Origin of the sequence: Mycobacterium sp. OAE908, assembly GCF_017872775.1 — a bacterium.
In the GTDB taxonomy this organism is placed as follows: Bacteria; Actinomycetota; Actinomycetes; order Mycobacteriales; family Mycobacteriaceae; genus Mycobacterium.
Genome location: NZ_JAGGJL010000001.1, coordinates 3,944,310 through 3,962,954, shown reverse-complemented (window position 1 = coordinate 3,962,954; position 18,645 = coordinate 3,944,310). Strand labels below are relative to the sequence as shown.

The 18,645-nt window shown below is 64.7% G+C and carries 17 protein-coding genes; 8 read left to right on the top strand and 9 right to left on the bottom strand.

All coding sequences use genetic code 11. The features are described 5' to 3' along the window. Window positions 1-8: 8 nt before the first annotated feature. A complete protein-coding gene (locus tag J3E61_RS19520; protein ID WP_210084644.1) occupies window positions 9-1,667 on the top strand; it encodes an acyl-CoA synthetase in 1,659 nt (552 codons plus the stop codon). Here J3E61_RS19520 and J3E61_RS19515 read toward each other — a convergent pair. Further along, entirely contained in the window at window positions 1,651-3,081 is a 1,431-nt protein-coding gene (locus J3E61_RS19515) for an aldehyde dehydrogenase family protein (protein ID WP_210085626.1), read from the bottom strand. The genes J3E61_RS19520 and J3E61_RS19515 overlap by 17 nt on opposite strands. Window positions 3,082-3,240: 159 nt before the next feature. Between J3E61_RS19515 and J3E61_RS19510 the strand changes: the two genes are divergently transcribed. Both J3E61_RS19510 and J3E61_RS19505 read left to right on the top strand, forming a co-directional pair. Beyond that, entirely contained in the window at window positions 3,241-4,017 is a 777-nt protein-coding gene (locus J3E61_RS19510) for a coniferyl-alcohol dehydrogenase (RefSeq protein WP_210084643.1), read from the top strand. A gap of 72 nt (window positions 4,018-4,089) precedes the next feature. After that, the gene (locus J3E61_RS19505; protein ID WP_210084642.1) at window positions 4,090-5,289 is read left to right on the top strand and encodes a cytochrome P450; all 1,200 of its coding nucleotides are present in this window, start codon (window positions 4,090-4,092) and stop codon (window positions 5,287-5,289) included. A gap of 37 nt (window positions 5,290-5,326) precedes the next feature. Here J3E61_RS19505 and J3E61_RS19500 read toward each other — a convergent pair whose 3' ends face one another. Next, entirely contained in the window at window positions 5,327-6,874 is a 1,548-nt protein-coding gene (locus tag J3E61_RS19500) for an aldehyde dehydrogenase family protein (RefSeq protein WP_210084641.1), read from the bottom strand. A gap of 96 nt (window positions 6,875-6,970) precedes the next feature. Here J3E61_RS19500 and J3E61_RS19495 point away from each other — a divergent pair, with 96 nt between their 5' ends. The 4 genes from J3E61_RS19495 to J3E61_RS19480 all read left to right on the top strand — a co-directional run bounded on the left by J3E61_RS19495 (window position 6,971) and on the right by J3E61_RS19480 (window position 10,372). Next, window positions 6,971-8,185: a CoA transferase gene (locus J3E61_RS19495; RefSeq protein ID WP_210085625.1), complete on the top strand. Its 1,215-nt coding sequence runs from the start codon at window positions 6,971-6,973 to the stop codon at window positions 8,183-8,185. Between the two features lie 166 nt (window positions 8,186-8,351). Beyond that, window positions 8,352-8,726 (top strand): NYN domain-containing protein, encoded by a 375-nt coding sequence (locus tag J3E61_RS19490; protein WP_210084640.1) that lies wholly within the window; start codon window positions 8,352-8,354, stop codon window positions 8,724-8,726. Window positions 8,727-8,798: 72 nt separating this feature from the next. Beyond that, a complete protein-coding gene (locus J3E61_RS19485) occupies window positions 8,799-9,212 on the top strand; it encodes an OB-fold domain-containing protein (RefSeq protein WP_210084639.1) in 414 nt (137 codons plus the stop codon). A gap of 14 nt (window positions 9,213-9,226) precedes the next feature. Further along, complete coding sequence (locus J3E61_RS19480; RefSeq protein ID WP_192721395.1) at window positions 9,227-10,372, top strand: thiolase family protein; 1,146 nt, start codon at window positions 9,227-9,229, stop codon at window positions 10,370-10,372. Window positions 10,373-10,399: 27 nt separating this feature from the next. Here the strand turns inward: J3E61_RS19480 and J3E61_RS19475 are convergent, their stop codons facing one another. From J3E61_RS19475 to J3E61_RS19445, 7 genes are read right to left on the bottom strand one after another with little or no spacing between them, the layout of a single operon-like run. Further along, entirely contained in the window at window positions 10,400-11,050 is a 651-nt protein-coding gene (locus tag J3E61_RS19475) for a methyltransferase domain-containing protein (RefSeq protein ID WP_192721396.1), read from the bottom strand. A 43-nt stretch (window positions 11,051-11,093) separates the two neighbouring features. Next, a complete protein-coding gene (locus tag J3E61_RS19470) occupies window positions 11,094-12,290 on the bottom strand; it encodes an acyl-CoA dehydrogenase family protein (protein ID WP_210084638.1) in 1,197 nt (398 codons plus the stop codon). Beyond that, window positions 12,291-13,343 (bottom strand): acyl-CoA dehydrogenase family protein, encoded by a 1,053-nt coding sequence (locus J3E61_RS19465; RefSeq protein ID WP_210084637.1) that lies wholly within the window; start codon window positions 13,341-13,343, stop codon window positions 12,291-12,293. Next, window positions 13,343-14,179: an amidohydrolase family protein gene (locus tag J3E61_RS19460; RefSeq protein WP_210084636.1), complete on the bottom strand. Its 837-nt coding sequence runs from the start codon at window positions 14,177-14,179 to the stop codon at window positions 13,343-13,345. The genes J3E61_RS19465 and J3E61_RS19460 overlap by 1 nt, the downstream gene beginning before the upstream one ends. After that, window positions 14,176-15,783, bottom strand: a complete 1,608-nt coding sequence (locus J3E61_RS19455; RefSeq protein WP_210084635.1) for an acyl-CoA synthetase — start codon at window positions 15,781-15,783, stop codon at window positions 14,176-14,178. Before J3E61_RS19455 ends, J3E61_RS19460 begins: the two co-directional genes overlap by 4 nt. A 7-nt stretch (window positions 15,784-15,790) precedes the next feature. Beyond that, on the bottom strand, window positions 15,791-16,993 hold the full coding sequence (locus tag J3E61_RS19450; RefSeq protein ID WP_210084634.1) for an amidohydrolase: 1,203 nt from the start codon (window positions 16,991-16,993) through the stop codon (window positions 15,791-15,793). Then, on the bottom strand, window positions 16,990-17,817 hold the full coding sequence (locus J3E61_RS19445; protein ID WP_210084633.1) for an enoyl-CoA hydratase: 828 nt from the start codon (window positions 17,815-17,817) through the stop codon (window positions 16,990-16,992). The genes J3E61_RS19450 and J3E61_RS19445 overlap by 4 nt, the downstream gene beginning before the upstream one ends. A 383-nt stretch (window positions 17,818-18,200) precedes the next feature. On the opposite strand from J3E61_RS19445, the gene J3E61_RS19440 reads away from it, so the two are divergent. Next, on the top strand, window positions 18,201-18,641 hold the full coding sequence (locus J3E61_RS19440; protein ID WP_210085624.1) for a DinB family protein: 441 nt from the start codon (window positions 18,201-18,203) through the stop codon (window positions 18,639-18,641). Window positions 18,642-18,645: the final 4 nt, after the last annotated feature.

Genomic DNA, 18,645 nt, shown 5'->3' with positions numbered 1-18,645 from the left:
GAGGCACGATGTCCGACTCCGAAACACAATTCACCGTCCCTGCCGCCGCAGACACCGTCGCGGCTGTGATCGGCGACAGGGAATTCCTCATCCAAGGCCAGCGCCGCTACACGTACGCGCAGGTCGTCGAGCGATCCAACCGGCTCGCGGCCTACCTGCATTCCCGCGGACTGGGGTGTAAGACCGACCGGTCGACGCTGCGCGGTCACGAAGTCGGTCAGGACCTCCTCGGCATCTACGCATACAACGGACCCGAGTACGTCGAGGCGATGCTGGGCGCGTGGCGCGCTCGGGTGGCGCCGTTCAACGTGAATTACCGGTACGTCAAGAACGAACTGCATTACCTGCTCGCCGACTCCGGCGCGACCGCGCTCATCTATCACGCGACGTTCGCGCCGCGGGTCAACGACGTGCTTCGGCAACTGCCCAAACTGCGGGTGCTCATCCAGATCGCCGACGGATCGGGCAACGATCTCGTGCACGGCGCGGTGGACTACGAGTCCATCGTCGGCTCGGGCATTCCGGTACTGCCGCCCGACGAGCCGTCGCCCGACGACTTGTACGTGCTCTACACCGGCGGCACGACGGGCATGCCGAAGGGCGTGCTGTGGCGCCAGCACGACATCTTCATGACCTCGTTCGGCGGCCGCAGCCTCTACACCGGGGAGCTTGCCAGGTCCTACGACGACATCGCGAAACGCGTTGCGGACGCGCCGGAATCGAGGCTCATGATCCTGCCGCCGTTGATGCACGGCGCGGCGCAATGGGCCGTGATGACCGCGATGACGACCGGCCAGTCGGTGGTCTTCTCCACGGTCACCGACCGCTTCGACGCCGACGAAGTCGTCAACACCATAGAGCGCGAGAAGATCATGGCGGTCACCGTCGTCGGCGACGCCATGGCGCGACCACTCGCTGCGGCCATCGAACGCGGTGGTGCCGATCTCTCGTCGTTGGCGGTGGTGGCCAACGGCGGCGCGTTGCTGACGCCGACGGCCAAGCAACGCCTCATCGACGTCAAGCCCGGCCTGATCGTCGTCGACGGTGTCGGGTCGTCGGAGACCGGCGCGCAGATGACGCATATGTCGGCCCCTGGCGCCGTGGCAACAGGCACGTTCAACGCGGGACCCGACACATTCGTCGCGGCCGAAGACCTCGGCGCGATCCTCGAGCCGGGTCATGACGGCATCGGTTGGCTCGCGCAGCGGGGCTATGTGCCGTTGGGCTACAAGGGAGATGAGTCGAAGACGGCCGCGACCTTCCCGGTCATCAACGGCGTGCGGTACTCGGTGCCCGGCGACCGCGCCCGTCATCTGGCGGACGGCACGATCGAGTTGCTCGGTCGTGACTCGGTGTGCATCAACTCCGGTGGCGAGAAGATCTTCGTCGAGGAGGTCGAGACCGCGGTCGCGTCTCATCCCGCGGTGGCCGACGTCGTGGTGTCGGGCCGGCCCAGTGAGAAGTGGGGCCAAGAAGTCGTTGCGATCGTGGCACTCGCCGAGGGCGCCACCGTCGACGAGCAGGAACTGATCGACCACGCCGCCGGCTCGATCGCGCGCTACAAGCTGCCGAAGGCGATCGTGTTCCGGCCGGTGATCGAACGCAGCCCCGCCGGAAAGGCCGACTACCGGTGGGCCCGCGAGCAAGCGATCAGCGCCGGCGCCTGAGCCGTCGGCGAGTGCGGCTGCGCGCCATGCACAGCGCCATCCTCGCGCCTACGCGCGTTGAGCCGGTGAACGGCGGCGCCGCCGCACCGGTGACACTGAACGGCAAGTCGGTGCCGACCACCGTCCGATGGTGGCTGAACGCGTCGAAACCGGCCTTGCCGTGATAAGCGCCCATCCCGCTGCGGCCTACGCCACCGAACGGCGCGGCCGATGGGATCATCTGCGCGCCAAAGTCGTTGCGCGCAACGCCGCCACTGCGGGTATGCCGGACAAAGCGTCGGAAGTCGTCGTCGTCCGGGCCGTACCAGTACGCCACCAACGGCGAGGGCCGCTGGTTGATGTGCTCGATGACATCGGTCAGATTCTCGTACGGTCGAACGTCGAGGACGGGCCCGAACACCTCTTCGTTGGCGATCCTCATGGTCTCGTCGACGTCCCGAACGATCGTTGGTGCGATCTTGCGGGTGGCGCGGTCGGGCAGCGATTCGGCTGAGGGAGCGATGGTTTCGACGGTGGCGCCGTTGGCCTTGGCGTCCTCGATCAACCCGACGACGCGATCGAAGTTGGCGTCGTTCACCGACGAGCAGTAGTCGTCGTTGGGCACGATCGACGGGAACATGCCACGCAGCGTCTCACGGGCGATGTCGACGAATGCGCCGATGCGATCGGCAGGCACGAAAACATAGTCCGGGCAGATACACACCTGTCCCCCGTTGATCATTCGCGCCGCGGCTATGCGCCTTGCCGATCGCTTGAGGTCCGCATCGGGCGAAACCACCACCGGATTCTTCCCGCCCAACTCGAGGGTGACCGGAACGAGATTCCGCGCGGCGGCCTGCTGAACCAGTGAACCGACCGACGGTGAACCGGTGAAGAACAGATGATCGAACGGCAGGCTCGCGAACGCCGCCGAAACCTCGGTGCCCCCGGTGACGATGTCGAGCTCGGTCGCGTCGAAATACTTCGGTGCCGTCGTTTTCATCAGTTCCGCTGTGCGGGGGGTTATTTCCGACATCTTGATCGTGACCCGATTGCCGGCGGCGAAGGCCGCCGATGCGGGCAGCACGACCAGCTGCAGCGGGAAATTCCACGGGCCGATGATCCCGACCACACCCAGCGGCGAGGGCTGCACCTCCGCCTTGAGGCCGACCAGCCGCGCTGCGCGCATCAGTTTTGTCGCGCGCATCCATTGCGGCACTTGTGATCTGGTGTGCTCGATGACCGAAACCATGCCGAGCACCTCGGTGAACAGCGTTCCCGTCGCGGGTCTGGTGCCGAAATCGGCCTGCATCGCGTCGACGAAATCGTCGGCGTTTTCGAGCACCAGTGCGAGCAGCCGGTCGATGCGATTGCGCCGCACCGCCGCGGTGGGCGGGCCATCGGCCAGGAACGCGGCACGCTGACGTTCGAGCATCGCGCGCAGCCCAATAGCGCCGTCGACCCGCTCCTGCGTTGTGCTCATTCGCCCGTCCCACGGTCATTGTCTGGCGAACCAGAATTGTTTACTGTCGACCTTACTGTCGGCCGTTCGATGATACGCAGGCTGGTCGGTGCGTTGGGAAGGTTGGGTCATATGACACGCAGGATCGTGGTGGTCGGCGCGGGATCAGGTATCGGGGCAGCGGTCGCGAGACTGTTTCATGACCGCGGCGACCACGTGCTTGCCGTCGACGTTCGCGAGCACCACACTCCGGCTGCCGAGTACATGCGGTGCGATCTGCGCGACGCGGCCGACATCGACGCGCTGCTCGGTCAGATCGGTTCGGGCTGGGACATGCTCGCCCACGTCGCGGGCATCCCCGGAACGGCGCCTGCCGCCGACGTGCTCACGGTGAACTACCTCGGCATGCGGCTGATGACCGAGGGCATGCTGCCGCTGCTGCGCGAGGGCGGATCGGTTGTCGCGGTGGCGTCGACGGCCGCGCTCGGCTGGGAGCAGCGCCTGGAACTACTGTCCGGCCTCCTGGAGCTCACCGACGCCGGGGCCGTCGAGAAGTGGCAGGCCGAACAGGACCCGAGCTACCCGGTGTACAGCACCTCCAAGCAAGCGGTGATCCTGTACAGCAAGCGCCTCGCAGGCCCCGCCTGGACGAAATACGGGGTGCGGATCAACACCGTGAGCCCGGGGCCGGTCGAGACGCCGATCCTGACGGATTTCGAGGCCACCATGGGCAAAGAGGTGCTCGACGCATGTCGCGCCACCGTTGGCAGGCACGCATGCGTCGACGACATCGCGCCGATCATCGCGTTCCTGGGGTCGCCCGAGGCGGGCTGGATCACGGGGCAGGACATCCATGTCGATGCCGGCTTCATCAACTCGATGCTCGCGGGACCGCCGATTCAGCTCTAGGTTTACAATACTGTAAGCTTTACAGTACCTAGAGCAGGATGCGTGTCCGATCGACGATGCTGGAGATCAGCGGTGGAAAGCCCAGTCACGGCCGACGAGACGTTTGACCTCCATCGTGACCCCTATCCGCTGTTCGCACAGAAGCGGAGCCAGGCCGGGGTGTTCGAGGGCAGCGTCATGGATTGGTCCAAGACACCCGAATCGATGAAGCCCGAACACCTATATGCAGCAGTGTCGTTCGACGCCGTCAACCGCGTCTTCCGGGATGGCAAGGTGTTCAACTCGCACATCTACGACAGCACCATCGGGCTGTTCATCGGCCCGACCATCCTTGCGATGGAGGGCAAAAAGCATTGGGAACACCGCAATCTCGTGTCGGCGGCCTTCAAGTCGCGCTCGTTGGCGCGCTGGGAGCCGGAGATCGTTCGGCCCGTCGTCAATAAACTGATCGACGAGTTCATCGAGACCGGGGAGGCCGACCTGGTCAAGGACTTCACGTTCGAGTTTCCGACGCGAGTCATCTCGAAGCTGCTCGGCCTGCCTGAAGAGGACCTCGCATGGTTCCGCAAACGCGCCGTCGAATTGATCAGCTACACCGTCCGCTACAAGCGGGCCTTCGAGGCGTCGGCGGAGCTGAAAGACTACTTCCTGCAACAGATCGAGCAGCGCAGATCCAAGCCGACTGAGGACATCATCGGCGATCTGGTGACCGCGGAGATCGACGGCGAGAAGCTCTCCGACGAGGCCATCTACTCGTTCCTTCGGCTGTTGCTGCCCGCTGGACTGGAGACCACCTATCGGTCCTCGGGAAACCTCTTGTATCTGTTGCTCAGTCACCCTGAGCAGTTCCGGGCCGTGCAGGAAGACCACGAACTGATCGCGCCTGCGATCGAGGAAGGCCTGCGCTTCGAGACACCGTTGACCACGGTGCAGCGCTACGCGAGCGAGGCGACTGAGATCGAAGGCGTCGAACTGCCCGCGGGCGCGGTCGTCGACGTCTGTATCGGCTCAGCCAATCGAGACGAAAAGCGTTGGGAGCGTTCAGAAGAGTTCGATATCTTCCGCAGGCGCGTCCCGCACCTCTCCTTTGCCGCCGGTGAGCACACCTGCATGGGACTGCACCTGGCGCGGATGGAGACGCGGGTAGCGGTCGAAACCCTGCTGGCCCGGCTGACCAACATCGAGTTGGTCACCGACGACGACCCGCACATCTTCGGCCAGCCGTTCCGGTCGCCTACCGCGATTCCGGTGACGTTCGATGCGGTGGCCTGATCGCCGAAAGTGAGCTTGTTGTCAGACTCCACGAGGCTTAGCTCTTTCGTGGCACTCGGCAGCCGATGGTCTTGGTTTCCAGATACTGCTGAAAGCCTTCGATGCCGCATTGTCGGCCCACACCGCTGTTCTTGTAGCCGCCGAACGGCGCGTCGGCGCCGTAGAACATGCCGCCGTTGACGCCGAACGAGCCGGTGCGGATGCGACGCGCGATGTTCATGCCGCGTTCCATCGATCGCGACATGACCGCGCCCGCAAGGCCGTACGCGCTGTCGTTGGCGATACGCACCGCCTCGTCGTCGTCATCGAACGGCATCACGATCAGCACCGGGCCGAAGACCTCTTCCCGGGCGATCGCCGCACTGTTGTCGACGCCGACGATCACGGTCGGCGCCACATAGTGGCCGCCTTTCAGATGCCCAGGCAGGTCGTCGACTTCACCGCCGCCGACAGCTATTTCGGCACCGTCGCGACGTGCCTGGTCGATGGCGATCAGCACGCGATCCTTCTGCGCCGCGCTGATCAGCGGTCCGACAAGGGTTTCAGGCTGCATCGGATCGCCGACGGGCACCGCCGAGTAGGCAGTGGTGATCGTGGCGACCGCTTCGTCGTACAGCGAGCGGTGGACGAGCATGCGCGTGGTCGCCGCGCACGCCTGCCCCGCGTGGACGCACACCCCGATAGCGGCGCCGAGGACCGCGGCGGGGTTCGCGTCGTCGAGCACAATCGACACCGACTTTCCGCCGAGTTCGAGGAACATCCGCTTCATGGTCTCGGCGCCCTGGCGCATGAGCACCTTGCCGACGGCCGTCGAACCGGTGAACGAGATCATGTCGACGCGCGGATCGGTGCCCAACAGTCCGGCCACGTCGTTGGACGGCGTCGGCACGACGTTGACCACGCCAGCAGGAATGTCGGTGTGGTCTGCGATCAGCCGACCGAGTCGGGTCGCGTTCCACGGAGTGTGCGGATCCGGTTTGAGCACAACGGTATTGCCCGCGGCCAGCGCTGGGCCGAGCTTGTTGAGGATGACCTCGATCGGGAAGTTCGACGGCGTGATCGCCGCAACGACGCCGACCGGCTCCTTGACGACGGTTCGCACATTGCGCTCACCGAACAGGCCGCCACCCTCCAGCGTGCGCTCCCACTCGAACTCGTCGATAAGCCGGCCGGGATAGCGCAGTGCCTCAGCGAGTGGCCAATCCAGTTGTGCGGACTGGGTGATCATCGCGGGACAACCGACCTCGGCGATCAGTTCCTCGCGCAGATCTTCCTTGTCCGCCTCGATAGCCTCCTGAAGCTGATGCAGGCAGCGCTTGCGCAGCACGCGGTTGGTCGGCCAGTCCGATTCGTCGAAGGCGCGGCGCGCGGCCGCGATGGCGCGGTCCATGTCGGCCGGTTGGGCGGCGGCGGTTTGGCCGAGCAGCAGTCCGGTGGCCGGGCTGAAATTGTCGAACACTTCACCGGTTGCCGCGAGCGTGAGTTCGCCGTCGATCAGCATTCGGGCTTCCGCGCGTTCGGCCACCCGCCCGCCGAGCTCGACGCTGGTCTGGGTCCGTTCTTCACGATTCTCGGTGGAGCTCACCCTGCTACCTCGTACAATCGGACTCTGCGGGACGATCAACTGTAAACATTACAGTAAGATATTTCAACAGCTAGAGAGGCTCACTTGATCAAGGTGATGGAGGGCGTCCGCGTCCTCGAAGTCGCACAGTTCACGTTCGTTCCTGCGGCCGGGGCGATCCTCGCCGACTGGGGCGCCGACGTCATCAAGGTGGAACATCCCGTGCGTGGCGACACCCAGCGCGGTTTCATCAACATGGGCGGCTTCCAACTCGACCCGAACCGGCACCCCTTGATGGAGCATCCCAATCGCGGTAAGCGCAGCGTCGGCATCGATGTGTCGACGCCGGGCGGTCAGGACGTGCTGTACGAGATCGCCAAGACCGCCGATGTGTTCCTGACGAACTACATGCCCGCACAGCGGCAGAAGAACAAGTTCGACATCGAGCACATTCGCGCGGTCAACCCGAACATCATCTATGCGCGCGGTAGCGCCTACGGCGACAAAGGGCCCGAGCGCGACACCGGTGGCTTCGACGGCACCGCGTTCTGGACACGTAGCGGCGTGGGTCATGCGCTGACGCCTGAGGAGTTGGGTGGCGCGCTGTCGCAAGGCATTCCGGCGTTCGGGGACTCGATCGGCGGGATGAACATCGCAGGCGGAATCTCTGCGGCCCTGTTCCACCGCGAGCGCACCGGCGAGGCGGTCGAACTGGACGTCTCGCTGCTCAGCACAGCCTGGTGGGCCGGCGGGGCGAGCGTCACGCAGGGCATGGAAACCGGAGAGACGATGCGTTCGGTCATGCCGGACGCAACAGGTCCGAGTGTGAACCCGTTCATGGCGAACTATTTGACCTCCGACGGTGGCACCATCAACCTGTGCATCGTCAGCCCGACGGGCTACATTCGCGACGCGTTCGAACATCTCGGGCTGCCGGAACTGGCCGATGATCCGCGGTTTTCCGATGTCATGCCGCTGATCGAAAACGCCGCAGCCGCAGCCGAACTCATCAGGGAACGGATTCGCAGCAAGCCCTTCGACTACTGGCGCCAGCACCTCAAAACGATGAAGGGGCAGTGGGCGCCGTTCCAGAGTTTCATCGATCTGACGTCCGACGAACAGGCGATCGCCAACGACATGATCGTCGAGGTCGAGGCGAGCGACGGCGGCAAGCCGTTCAAGGTCGTTCGCGGACCGGTCCAGTTCAACCACGAACCGCTCGTGACCACGCGTGCCCCGCAGGCGTCCGAGCACACCGAGCTCGTGCTGATGGAACTCGGCATGGAATGGGATCGGATCGAGGAACTCAAGGACTCCGGCGCCATCGCCTGACTTCCCTCTTTTCGCCGAGCGTGCGCGTCTGCACGTCGACACGCCGCAAATCGTGTACATTCTGCGCACCTTCGTGGCGCCATCACCGTGCGCGAAATGTGCACAGCACCCGGCGTGTTGGCGTACAGACACGCACGCTCGCGGTAGTTGGATATAGCGTGGCTGGGTGCGGTGGATCGTCGACGGCATGAACGTGATCGGGTCTCGCCCCGACGGCTGGTGGCGTGACCGCAACCGCGCGATGACGGCATTGGTCGAGCGGCTCGAGCAATGGGCAGTGATCGAAGGCGCCGACGTCACCGTGGTGTTCGAGCGGCCTCCGTCGCCACCGATCGAATCGGCGGTGATCACCGTGGCGTATGCGCCGCAGCCCGCCGCGAATTCGGCGGATGATGAAATCGTCCGGCTGGTGCACGCCGACGCCCATCCCGAAAACATCTGCGTCGCAACCTCGGATCGCGCTCTGGCCGAACGTGTTCAGGCCGCGGGTGCGTCCACCTTTGCGGCGGAACGTCTGCGCAACCTCATCGATCCTCGCTGAGACCCACTCAGCAGGGATACTGTAATATTTACAGTTGCTTCCACTTGACCGGGCTGAACGGAGGATCGTCGCATGCAGAAGGCGCTGGCGCCGGATATTTCGACCTGGCCTGACGATAACCCCCAGCTCATCGGAAGCACCTGCGGTGACTGTGGCGCCACCGCGTTCCCGGTCCAGCCGCACTGCCCCAATTGCAGTGTCGGTGAGATGTCGCGGGTGCTGCTCCCCCGCCGCGGCACTCTGGTCGCCTGGACGACACAGGGCTTTCCGCCAGGGCCGCCCTATCGAGGCCCGACGGGCGAGGACTTCGTTCCGTTCGGGGTCGGGCTTGTCGAACTCGGTGACGTCATCCGCGTCGAGGGTCGGCTGACCGAGAACGACCCGGCCAAGCTCGAGTTCGGCATGCCAGTCGAGCTCACCATGATCCCCTTGACCACCGATGACGACGGCGACGAGATCGTCACGTTCGCGTTCAAACCCGTCTAGAGAGGATCCGCCCAATGAACGACGTAGCCATCATCGGAGTTGGCCTGCACCCGTTCGGGCGCTTCGAAGGCAAATCCGCAATGGAGATGGGTGTCGACGCGATCTTCGCAGCGGTTGCCGACGCTGGTGTGCAGTGGAGTGATGTGCAGTTCGCCACCGGCGGCAGCTGGACGGTGGCCAACCCCGACGCGATCGTCGGAATGGTTGGCCTGACCGGCATCCCGTTCACGAACGTCTTCAACGCATGCGCTACCGCGGCCAGCGCCGCGAAGGCATGCGCCGACGGAATCCGGTTGGGCGACTACGACATCGGCATCGCGATCGGCCTCGACAAGCACCCTCGCGGCGCCTTCACCGAGGATCCCGCACTCGTCGGCATGCCGAGCTGGTACGCCGAGAACGGCCAATACTTGACCACCCAGTTCTTCGGCATGAAGGCGAACCGCTACCTGCACGACCACGGCATCTCACAGGAGACCCTCGCCAAGGTCGCGGCGAAGAACTTCCGCAACGGGGCGCTGAACCCGAATGCGTTCCGGCGCAAGCCCATCAGCGAGGACGAGATCCTCAGCTCGACGATGCTGAACTACCCGCTGACGCAGTACATGTTCTGCGCGCCCGATGAAGGCGCCGCCGCAGTCGTCATGTGCCGCGCCGACGTCGCGCACCGCTACACCTCCAAGCCGGTGTATCTGAGGGCCGTCGAGGTGCGCACCCGACGCTACGGCGCCTATGAGGTCAATACGACGTTCGCTCCTGTCACCGAAGACGTGGCGCCGACGGTGTATGCCGCCAGGGCGGCGTTCGAAAAGGCCGGTGTCGCACCGGAGGACGTTGACGTGATCCAGTTGCAGGACACCGACGCAGGGGCCGAGATCATCCACATGGCCGAATGTGGCTTCTGCGCCGACGGCGAGCAGGAGAAGCTGCTGGCCGACGGGGCAACCGAAATCCACGGCGCCATGCCGGTCAACACCGACGGCGGGCTGATCGCCAATGGTGAGCCGATCGGCGCGTCGGGTCTGCGTCAGATCCATGAGCTGGTGCGCCAGCTGCGCGGCGAGGCGGGCGATCGCCAGGTGCCCGGCGAGCCGAAGGTCGGCTTCGCGCAGCTTTACGGTGCACCAGGCACCGCAGCGGCGACCGTCGTGTCGCTATGACCCAATTCATCCCGCCACTAGGCATGGTCAGCTGGGGCTGCGCGCAAAGATGACGGCTCCTGGGACGTCGTCGTCTGGCCTCAGAACCAGTTCGGCCTCGATCGTGAAGCCCGCGTCACGAAGCCATCCCGCGACCCTGCTCGGCGGCCGGTGGTAACTGTCGACATTGATCGAGCGACCCGTGTAACCCTCTGACGTGTGTTGTGTTTCGTCGCCGACATGAAATCCGACCAGCAGCGGACACCCTGGCCGCAACACTCGGCAGAACTGCTCGAAAACACCGGGCACGGCGTCGTCGGGCACGTGGATCACCGACCAGAACGCGAGTACGCCCGCAACGGAGTTGTCCGCCAAGGCGAGGTCGGTCATCGTCCCGACCTCGAAGCGTAGGTCGGGATAGTCCCGCCGCGCGATCGCGATCATCTCGGGTGACAGGTCAATGCCGAAAGCATCCACTCCGGCATCATGGAGGTAGCGAGTGACGTACCCCGGCCCACAGCCGACATCGGCGACTGGTCCACCTCCGACGTCGCGCACCAACTCAGCGAACATCGCCAAACTCAGCCGCAGATAAGGCTTCTCGCCAAGCAACCCACGTACCTTCTCGGCGTATCCGGTGGCGTCGGTGTCGTATGAGGAGCGGGTTTCGGACAGCCAGGTGTCACCCATGGACGACATGGTAGCCAGTCCGGCGGCCGCGGTGACCTTCTTGCGTCGAGCGCTAGGAGGCCTTCTTCTGCGCTGGGGGCGCGTACGCCGGCTTGCCAAGCCCGAGCACGTACTGGGCGATCATGTTGCGGAACACCTCGAGCGTGCCGCCGTAGATGCCGACCAATGGGGCAAACCGGTAGACGTATTCCGCGGCGCCGTCGTCGGCCGCGCCGTCCGTGCCGACCGGCAGCGACGCTGCCGTGCCGAGGAGGTCCATCAGGTCCGGCGAGATATCGCGCATCGTCTGTGCCAACGCCACTCGTCCGAAGATTGTCGTGGCGCTCAGCGCGGCCTCCATCCTGGCGACACTGCGGCCGAGCCGATATGCCACCGCGCCGTCGTCAATTAGCCTGCGCCCGTTGGGGTCCGGCTGGGCTACCTTCGCCGCGGCCTTGTCGACGGCGTCGGCCATGAACCCGGCCTGATGCATCATGATCGACACGTCCTGCAGCCCGTCCGGGGCGACATCGACGGCGCCGTGCTCGACGTTCAGCGGTTCTCGCACCACGGTCCAGCCGTTGTTCACCTCACCCAGGCGGTACTTGTCGTCGACGCGGACATCGCTGTAATAGACGATGTTGGTGCGGTCGCCGTCGACGGTGCGGATGCCCTGGATCTCGATGCCTGGTGAATCCAGCGGAACCAGGAACATGGTGAGGCTCTTGTGTTTTGGGGCTTCGGGATCGGTGTTGGTGATCAAGAAGACATACTGGCAGTTGTGCGCGCCGGTGGTGAACATCTTCGAACCATTGATGAGCCAGCTCGACCCATCCCGCACCGCGCGGGTCTTGCAGGTCGCGACGTCGGAGCCGCCTTCGGGCTCGGTGTAACCAAGGCACAACCGAATGTGTCCGCTGAACACGCCTGGCATCACCTCGGCCTTCAGCTCGGGTGAGCCGAACTTCTCCACCGACCGCGCGATCATCGCAGTGGTGCCGGAGGTTACCCACGGCACGTGTGCCCGGCGCTTCTCCAGTTCCCAGATCCGCCGGCGAACACGGTCGAAGCCGCCCTCGGCTTCGGACTTCCATTCTTTCGCCAGATACCCGGCGGCTCCCAGCGCGAGGTGCACGTCTTCGTCGAAGTTGTCGCCGGTCTCACGGTCGCGGCGGATGACGTCGTCGGTCACATGTGTGCGCAGGAAGTCACGCGCCTCCTGGACGAACGCCTGATCGTCCTCGGCCAGCTCAACCCGTGAGAAATCCACTTATTCGCCCTTTCCTGAACCGCTTTCGCGGGCCGCGACGAGCTCCGCGATGTACTTCGCACTCGCTCCGGGATCGCCCCCTGCCAAGGCCCAGCCACGCGCGCGAAGAAGATAGGCCGATGCCGCCGCCTCAGCTGAAACCCCAAGGCCGCCTTGCACGTGCACACACATCGTCGCGGCCTTGGAGGCTTCCTCGGCCATGAACACGAATGCCGACGGCGCGAGCTCCGGTCGCTCGTCGGGCTCGTTGTCCAGGAACCACGCTGCGCGACGGGCGAGATTGCGGCCGCCCTGCACGGTGATCGCAATGTTGGCCAGCGGATGCGAGATGCCCTGCAGCGTCGAGATCGGCACGCCGAGCGTGTATCTGTTCTTCGCGAATTCCGCGGCGATCGTGAGCGTCTCCTCGACCAGACCCACCAGCGCCGCAGCGGTGAGCACCCGCCATTCGTCCAGCGCGCGTTGGTATTCCGCCAGCGCCTCGGCACCACTGGCCAGCACTGTACGGCTGTCGGCGGCAGCTGGGTCGACCCACGCCATGGGCAGCCGGCCGATGTTGTCCACCTTGGCGGGACGGGTGCCGAACTTCAGCCGCACGATGTCTTGGCCGTCGCGCACGACGATCTGGTCGGCGATCGAACCCGTCGGGATCAGCCGTACACCGGTCACATTGTCGTGCTGCGGGTCGAACGAAGCCAACTGCTTGCCGTTGACGACGTCGGGCTCCAGCGCCCCCAGACGTGCGAGCAGCCGGGCCGCACAGACATGATCGATCCACGGCACAGGCGCCAGCGAGCGCCCGACTTCTTCTGCCACCAGGGTCAGGTCGACGAGCGTCGCCCCGTCTCCGCCGACGGATTCCGGCAACGCCATCGTCGTCGCCCCCATGGCGCACAGGCGTTCCCACAGGCTCTTGTCGAACCCGGACTCCTCTGCGGCCCGCACCGTTTCGATCGAACAGTGGGTCTTGAAAAAGTCCTTGTACGCAGCCTGCAGGGCTTGATGGTCCTCGGTGAGGCTGTAGTCGATTCTGCGCAGTTCGTAACGATCCATCAGTTCTCCTGTTTGGCGCCGAAGAAGAATTCGTTCGCGTTGTTGAAGAGGTAGTTGTCGAGTACGTCGGCAGGCAATTCCAGCGCGAGCGCCTCGGGCACGACACGGCGCATTTTGAGCACCGGCCAGTCCGAGGCGTACATCACCTTGTTGGATCCTCGAGTCCGCATGTAATGCAAGAGGCTGTCGGGCAGCCGCTTTGGTGACCACGCCGACGTCATCAGCCGCAGGTTCTGGTACTTGATCATCAACCGGATGGCGACGTCCCACCACGGGTCGGCCCCGTGGATCATGCACAGCTTGAGTTCGGGGAACCGTACGCACACCCGATCGAGATGAATCGGGTTCTGGACTTCACCCGGTATCGGCGGCCCCGGGATGCCGGTGTTGATGCACAGCGGCAGTTCGAGCTCCGCGCACTTGGTGTAGAGCGGGTAGTACACGGCGTCGCTGGGTGGATATTGGCCGTCGCCCCAGAAGCTCGGCCCCACAACGGTATACGCCACTGGCAGATCCGAGGCGACGGCGGCGAGCTCCCTCAGTGCCGGTATCGGCCGCAGCAGATTGACCCCGCCCATCGCCAGCGCGAACCGGTCCGGCTTCGCCTCGACGAACTTACGCGCGGTCACCGACGGCTTGGCGACACTGTCCATCAGAATCGCTTTCGCGACGCCCTGCTCGTCCATCTCGTCCAGCAACTCGGCCAGGTCGACCGGCGCGAACATCGACTCCGGTCCCTTGAAGTAGTCGTCGCGCACCTTGAGCATCCAGGTGGGTTGCTTCTCGGTCTCGCCGAAGTGCACGTTGACCAGTCCGTCTATCACTTGGGTTGTCATACCGAAGCCTTCTGTGTCGCAATGCCCTTCGCCCAGCGATAGTCCGCTTTTCCGTTGCCAAGCCGACGGACCTGCTCGACGAAGATGAACTCCTTGGGCGACTTGAACCGGGCCAGCCGCGACGCGCAGAGTTCCTGCAACGCTGCGCGATCCAGCTCGTCACGTAGCGCCACCAGAGCGACAACCTCCTGACCCCACCGTTCACTCGCCCGCCCGACCACCAGTGCGTCGGCGACGGACGGGTGCGCGCGCAACACCTCTTCGACCTCCTCGACGAACACCTTCTCCCCGCCGGTATTGATCACCAGCGAGTCGCGACCGAACAGCCGCATGGTGCCGTCGGCGGCAAGCGAGCCCCGGTCCCCGGAGATCACCACACGCTGGCCCTCGACGACCGGGAAAGTTTTCTGCGTGGCGGCGGCATCGTCGAAGTAGCCGAGCGGAATCCTGCCTGCGCGTGCCACATAACCGATCTCGTCTTCGCCGGGCTGCAGGAATCGGCTGTAGTCTTCCGACACCACCAGTGCACCCTCGCGCAATTCGAACGTGTCCTTCTCGTCGCCGCGCTGACTGCGCCCGAACCCGACGTTGCCGGTCTCCGACGAGCCGTAGCCATTGATCAGGGTGATCTGCGGGAGCAATTCCAGCAGCGCCCGCTGGTATTTCGGGTTCGTCGCCGCTCCCCCGGTGCCGATCGCGAACATCGATGACAGGTCGTAGGAACCGCGCCGCAACTCGTCCACCAACGGCCCGGCATACGCGTCACCGACCATCGTCATCATTCCCACCTTTTCGCGCTCAGCGGTCGCGAGCACGGCTGGAGGATCGAATTTCGCCTTGTCGTACAGGACGACAGGCAGGCCGTTGAGAAGGGCGGCGAACGCCGTCCACATGCCGGCCGCATGCATCAACGGGGACACGGCGAACCATGGCTGTCCGCCGTGGCGCACCTTGTCGTGTATGTCGCCGGCGGACTCGTGATCGGCGCCGTTCATGGACACGACGTAGCTGTCGCTCTGCCGCCACATCACCCCCTTGGGCCGCCCGGTGGTGCCGCCGGTGCACACCATGAGCAGATCATCGGGACACGGGGTGATCGGATGGTCGGTATCCCCTTGCGCCAGGGCGTCTTCCAGCGTGATGGCGCCGGACAGCTCCGCAACGTCGCTACCGTCGTCCACCGAAATCAGGAGGTCGGCCGAGGCGGGCGACAACACTTCGGCGAACTTCGGCCCCAACGACCGGTGGTAGATGACCGCCCGCGGTCGCAGGTACTCCAACAGCTCGGCGACCTCGCGCGGCGTGTAGTTGTAGTTGACGTTCGCCGGAACGGTGCGCGCCTTCAGGCAACCGATCACCATGTCGGGATAGAGGTCGTTGTGCATGATCAGTGCGACGCGATCCTGTCCGCATTCCCAGTTCTCGAGCTCGGCGCGCTCACGGTGGGCGCCGAACCCGTTATCTGCCAAAAAGTTTGCCAGCCTGCGGGTCCGGTCCGCCGATTCGCCGAACGTGCTGCGCCGCGCGCCGCAGACCGTCATCAGGCGGTCGGGAACCGTCTCCGCTATGGCGTCCAGAACCGCGCCGATGGTCCACTCGCTCATCGGAGGGCTATGCCGAAACCTTGGCGCCGAGTAGGTCCAATGCGTTGTCCCGCATGACTTTCCGGGTGTCCTCGGCGCTGAACTCGGGGAACTGCGGGATGTCGGCGGTGAACGACATCGGATCCGCCAACCCCTCGCCGTGTGGCCAGTCCGAGCCGAACAGGATCTTGTCGACGCCGATGGTTTCAGCGAGCAGCTTCACGTCGTCCTCGTAATACGGTGCGATCCAGACGTTGTTGCGCAGCTGCTCGACCGGGTCCTCCTTGAAGTGGTAGGGCGCGGTGTTCGCCGCCTTCTTCAGCCGCTTGATCAAGCGGTAGACGAAGTAGGACCCGTTCTCGATGCTGGCCACCTTCAGCGTCGGGTGCCGAGTGAACACCTGGTGCACGATCATCGAGGCCATCGTGTCGTGGATGGCGCGGTCGTCGAGCAGTACCTGGTCGAGCGGGTCCTTCTTGCCGAATCCCTCGAAGGTTGACTTTCCGCCCCACAGCGCCGCGATTGCCAGATAGCCGCTGTCGGAAAGATGGAATCCCACCGGAATCCCTGCTTCCGCCAGCCGTGCCCAGACCGGGTCGTGCAGTGGATCACCCAACGACCGCGGCTTGACCACGCCGGGCACAGGTGCCGGCCGCACCAGCACCATCTTGGCGCCACGGCCGATCACGAACTCGACTTCCGCAACGGCCTTTTCCGGATCTGCCAGCGAGATGATCGGTGCGGCGATGATCCGGCGATCCGGACGGTCGAAACCCCAGTCCTCGTCGAGCCAGAGGTTGAACGCGTGCACCGTGGCCATCGTCGCCTCGATGTCGTGCTTGAGAGCTTCTTCGACGCCGCACGCGAATGTCGGAAGCATGAACACGGTTTCGAGGTTCTGCTTGTCCAGAATCTTCACCCGGGCATCGCGGTTCTGGTATTCGGGATGATCGGCCAACCGGTCGACCTTCATCAGCGACGCGGGATCGACGCCTTCGGGGATCTCGCCGCGAAACAACAGGTCGAGGCAACCCGGTTCGATGATCGGATCGAAGGTCGGATTCGGGATGAAGTGATTGACCTTCTCGGCCATCACCGCCAAGGTGCGCTTGCCGTCCTGAACCATCTGCACGCCGCGGCGCTTGAACTCCTTGGGCAGGTGCCGCGTACAGGAATCCACCGTCTCGTAGTAGTGGTTGTCGACATCGATGGCCCGGTAGTCCAGTGTCATGTCTCCTCCTTGAGCGGCGGGAAGTTGGGTGGGCGCTTCTCGAAGAAGCTCGTGATGCCCTCGATGAAGTCGGGTCGAAGCATCGACTCGTGCATCAGCTTCTCGGCCACCGCGCTCGCCTCGAAAACATCGCGCATGGTGTCTGCGTACACCTGTTGCTTGATTACGGCTAGAGAACTGGGCGCACAGTTGGCCGCGATGTCCTCGGCGTAGCCGATGGCCCGCGGCAGCAGCTGGTCGGGGGCGACGACGTCGTTGACCAGTCCGAGTTCCGCCGCCTCGTCGGCGAGCAAGACGCGACCGCTCAGCAGCAGATCCATGGCCACGCCCCAGCCGACGACGCGCGGAAGGATCCACGAGATGCCGTACTCGGCGATCAGGCCGCGCCGGGCGAACGACGTCGTGAACTTGGCGCCCTCGGCGGCGAAGCGGACATCGCACACGAGCGCCATGGTCAGCCCCATGCCGGCACACGCGCCGTTGATCGCGGCGATGACGGGCTTGCGCATGGTCATCACGTGGTGCGGATGGTGCGAGCCGACCAGCTTGGTGACATCGGTGTCGCCTGCGCTGTCGATGGTGGCGTTGCCGATCGTGTTCAGGTTGCCCATATCGGCGCCAGCGCAGAAGGCGCGGCCGCTGCCGGTCACCACAATGGCCCGCACGCCGGGGTCGGCCTCCGCTTCGTCGAGGCGTTCGTAGAACGCGGAGGCGAGGCCTCCGCCCCAGCCATTCATCCGCTCAGGCCGATTCAGGGTCAACACCGCGACACCGGTATCGCGAACCTCGTACAGGACCGGATCGGTGTCGCTGGCCGCACTCACCCGGCGAACCTCCTCAGTAGCGGCTTCGAGCTCGGTGTATCCCCATACTGTACACCTATCGGTAGCGCCTTCCGCACCGGGTTGCGCGCCCTCGAAGCGGGACGGGCCTGCGTCGAGACCACCTCCAGAAGGCCTTCGCTTTGTTAAGCTCGCGCTGCCGCTCCTGTTCTGGGGCGCAGTCGAATGTCGGGCTTTCGCCTGACGGTCGTTTCCCTTCATTCTGCCGCGACGAGATGCGGCATCGGGCGCCGGCAGCAGCTCTGCAGGAATCGACATCATCTGGCCAATCATTTTCGGCCGCAACACAACTCGCTAGAAGGAGACAATCGATGAACCCTCCTGCCCGGATCACCGTTGGGCCCGAGCGGGCGCTGCTGGAAAACATGCTGGACTACAACCGGGCTGCACTGATCGAGACCGTGCGGGGACTCTCGGAGGCAGAGGCGCGCCGTCGTCTCGTTGCTTCGGCGACCACGCCGATAGGCTTGATCAAACACGCCGCCGCCGCTGAACGGATTTGGTTCCAGCACTACCTGTTTGGACTGCCCGAAGCCGAGTGCGACGGTTACGCACGGCGGGGCGAGGGCAGTTTCGCGGTGTCCGACGACGAGACGCTCAGCGACGTGATCGCAGAGTTCCAACGCGCCAGTGGCAGATCCCGAAGCATTGCCGCGCAGTACGACCTCGATCACACTGTGCAACATCCCCGCGCCGGCACCGTGAGCCTGCGGTTCATCTACCTGCTCGGGATCGAGGACTTCGCACGTCACGCCGGCCACGCCGACATCCTCGTCGAGCAGATCAACCACCCGACAGAGCCGTGAAAGC

Bases quoted from the DNA above. Each gene is read 5' to 3' on its own strand.
- J3E61_RS19520 (WP_210084644.1), top strand. From the start codon at position 9: ATGTCCGACTCCGAAACACAATTCACCGTCCCTGCCGCCGCAGACACC.
- J3E61_RS19515 (WP_210085626.1), bottom strand. From the start codon at position 3,081: ATGCTCGAACGTCAGCGTGCCGCGTTCCTGGCCGATGGCCCGCCCACC.
- J3E61_RS19510 (WP_210084643.1), top strand. From the start codon at position 3,241: ATGACACGCAGGATCGTGGTGGTCGGCGCGGGATCAGGTATCGGGGCA.
- J3E61_RS19495 (WP_210085625.1), top strand. From the start codon at position 6,971: ATGGAGGGCGTCCGCGTCCTCGAAGTCGCACAGTTCACGTTCGTTCCT.
- J3E61_RS19485 (WP_210084639.1), top strand. From the start codon at position 8,799: ATGCAGAAGGCGCTGGCGCCGGATATTTCGACCTGGCCTGACGATAAC.
- J3E61_RS19480 (WP_192721395.1), top strand. From the start codon at position 9,227: ATGAACGACGTAGCCATCATCGGAGTTGGCCTGCACCCGTTCGGGCGC.
- J3E61_RS19475 (WP_192721396.1), bottom strand. From the start codon at position 11,050: ATGTCGTCCATGGGTGACACCTGGCTGTCCGAAACCCGCTCCTCATAC.
- J3E61_RS19465 (WP_210084637.1), bottom strand. From the start codon at position 13,343: ATGGATCGTTACGAACTGCGCAGAATCGACTACAGCCTCACCGAGGAC.
- J3E61_RS19460 (WP_210084636.1), bottom strand. From the start codon at position 14,179: ATGACAACCCAAGTGATAGACGGACTGGTCAACGTGCACTTCGGCGAG.
- J3E61_RS19455 (WP_210084635.1), bottom strand. From the start codon at position 15,783: ATGAGCGAGTGGACCATCGGCGCGGTTCTGGACGCCATAGCGGAGACG.
- J3E61_RS19450 (WP_210084634.1), bottom strand. From the start codon at position 16,993: ATGACACTGGACTACCGGGCCATCGATGTCGACAACCACTACTACGAG.
- J3E61_RS19440 (WP_210085624.1), top strand. From the start codon at position 18,201: ATGCTGGACTACAACCGGGCTGCACTGATCGAGACCGTGCGGGGACTC.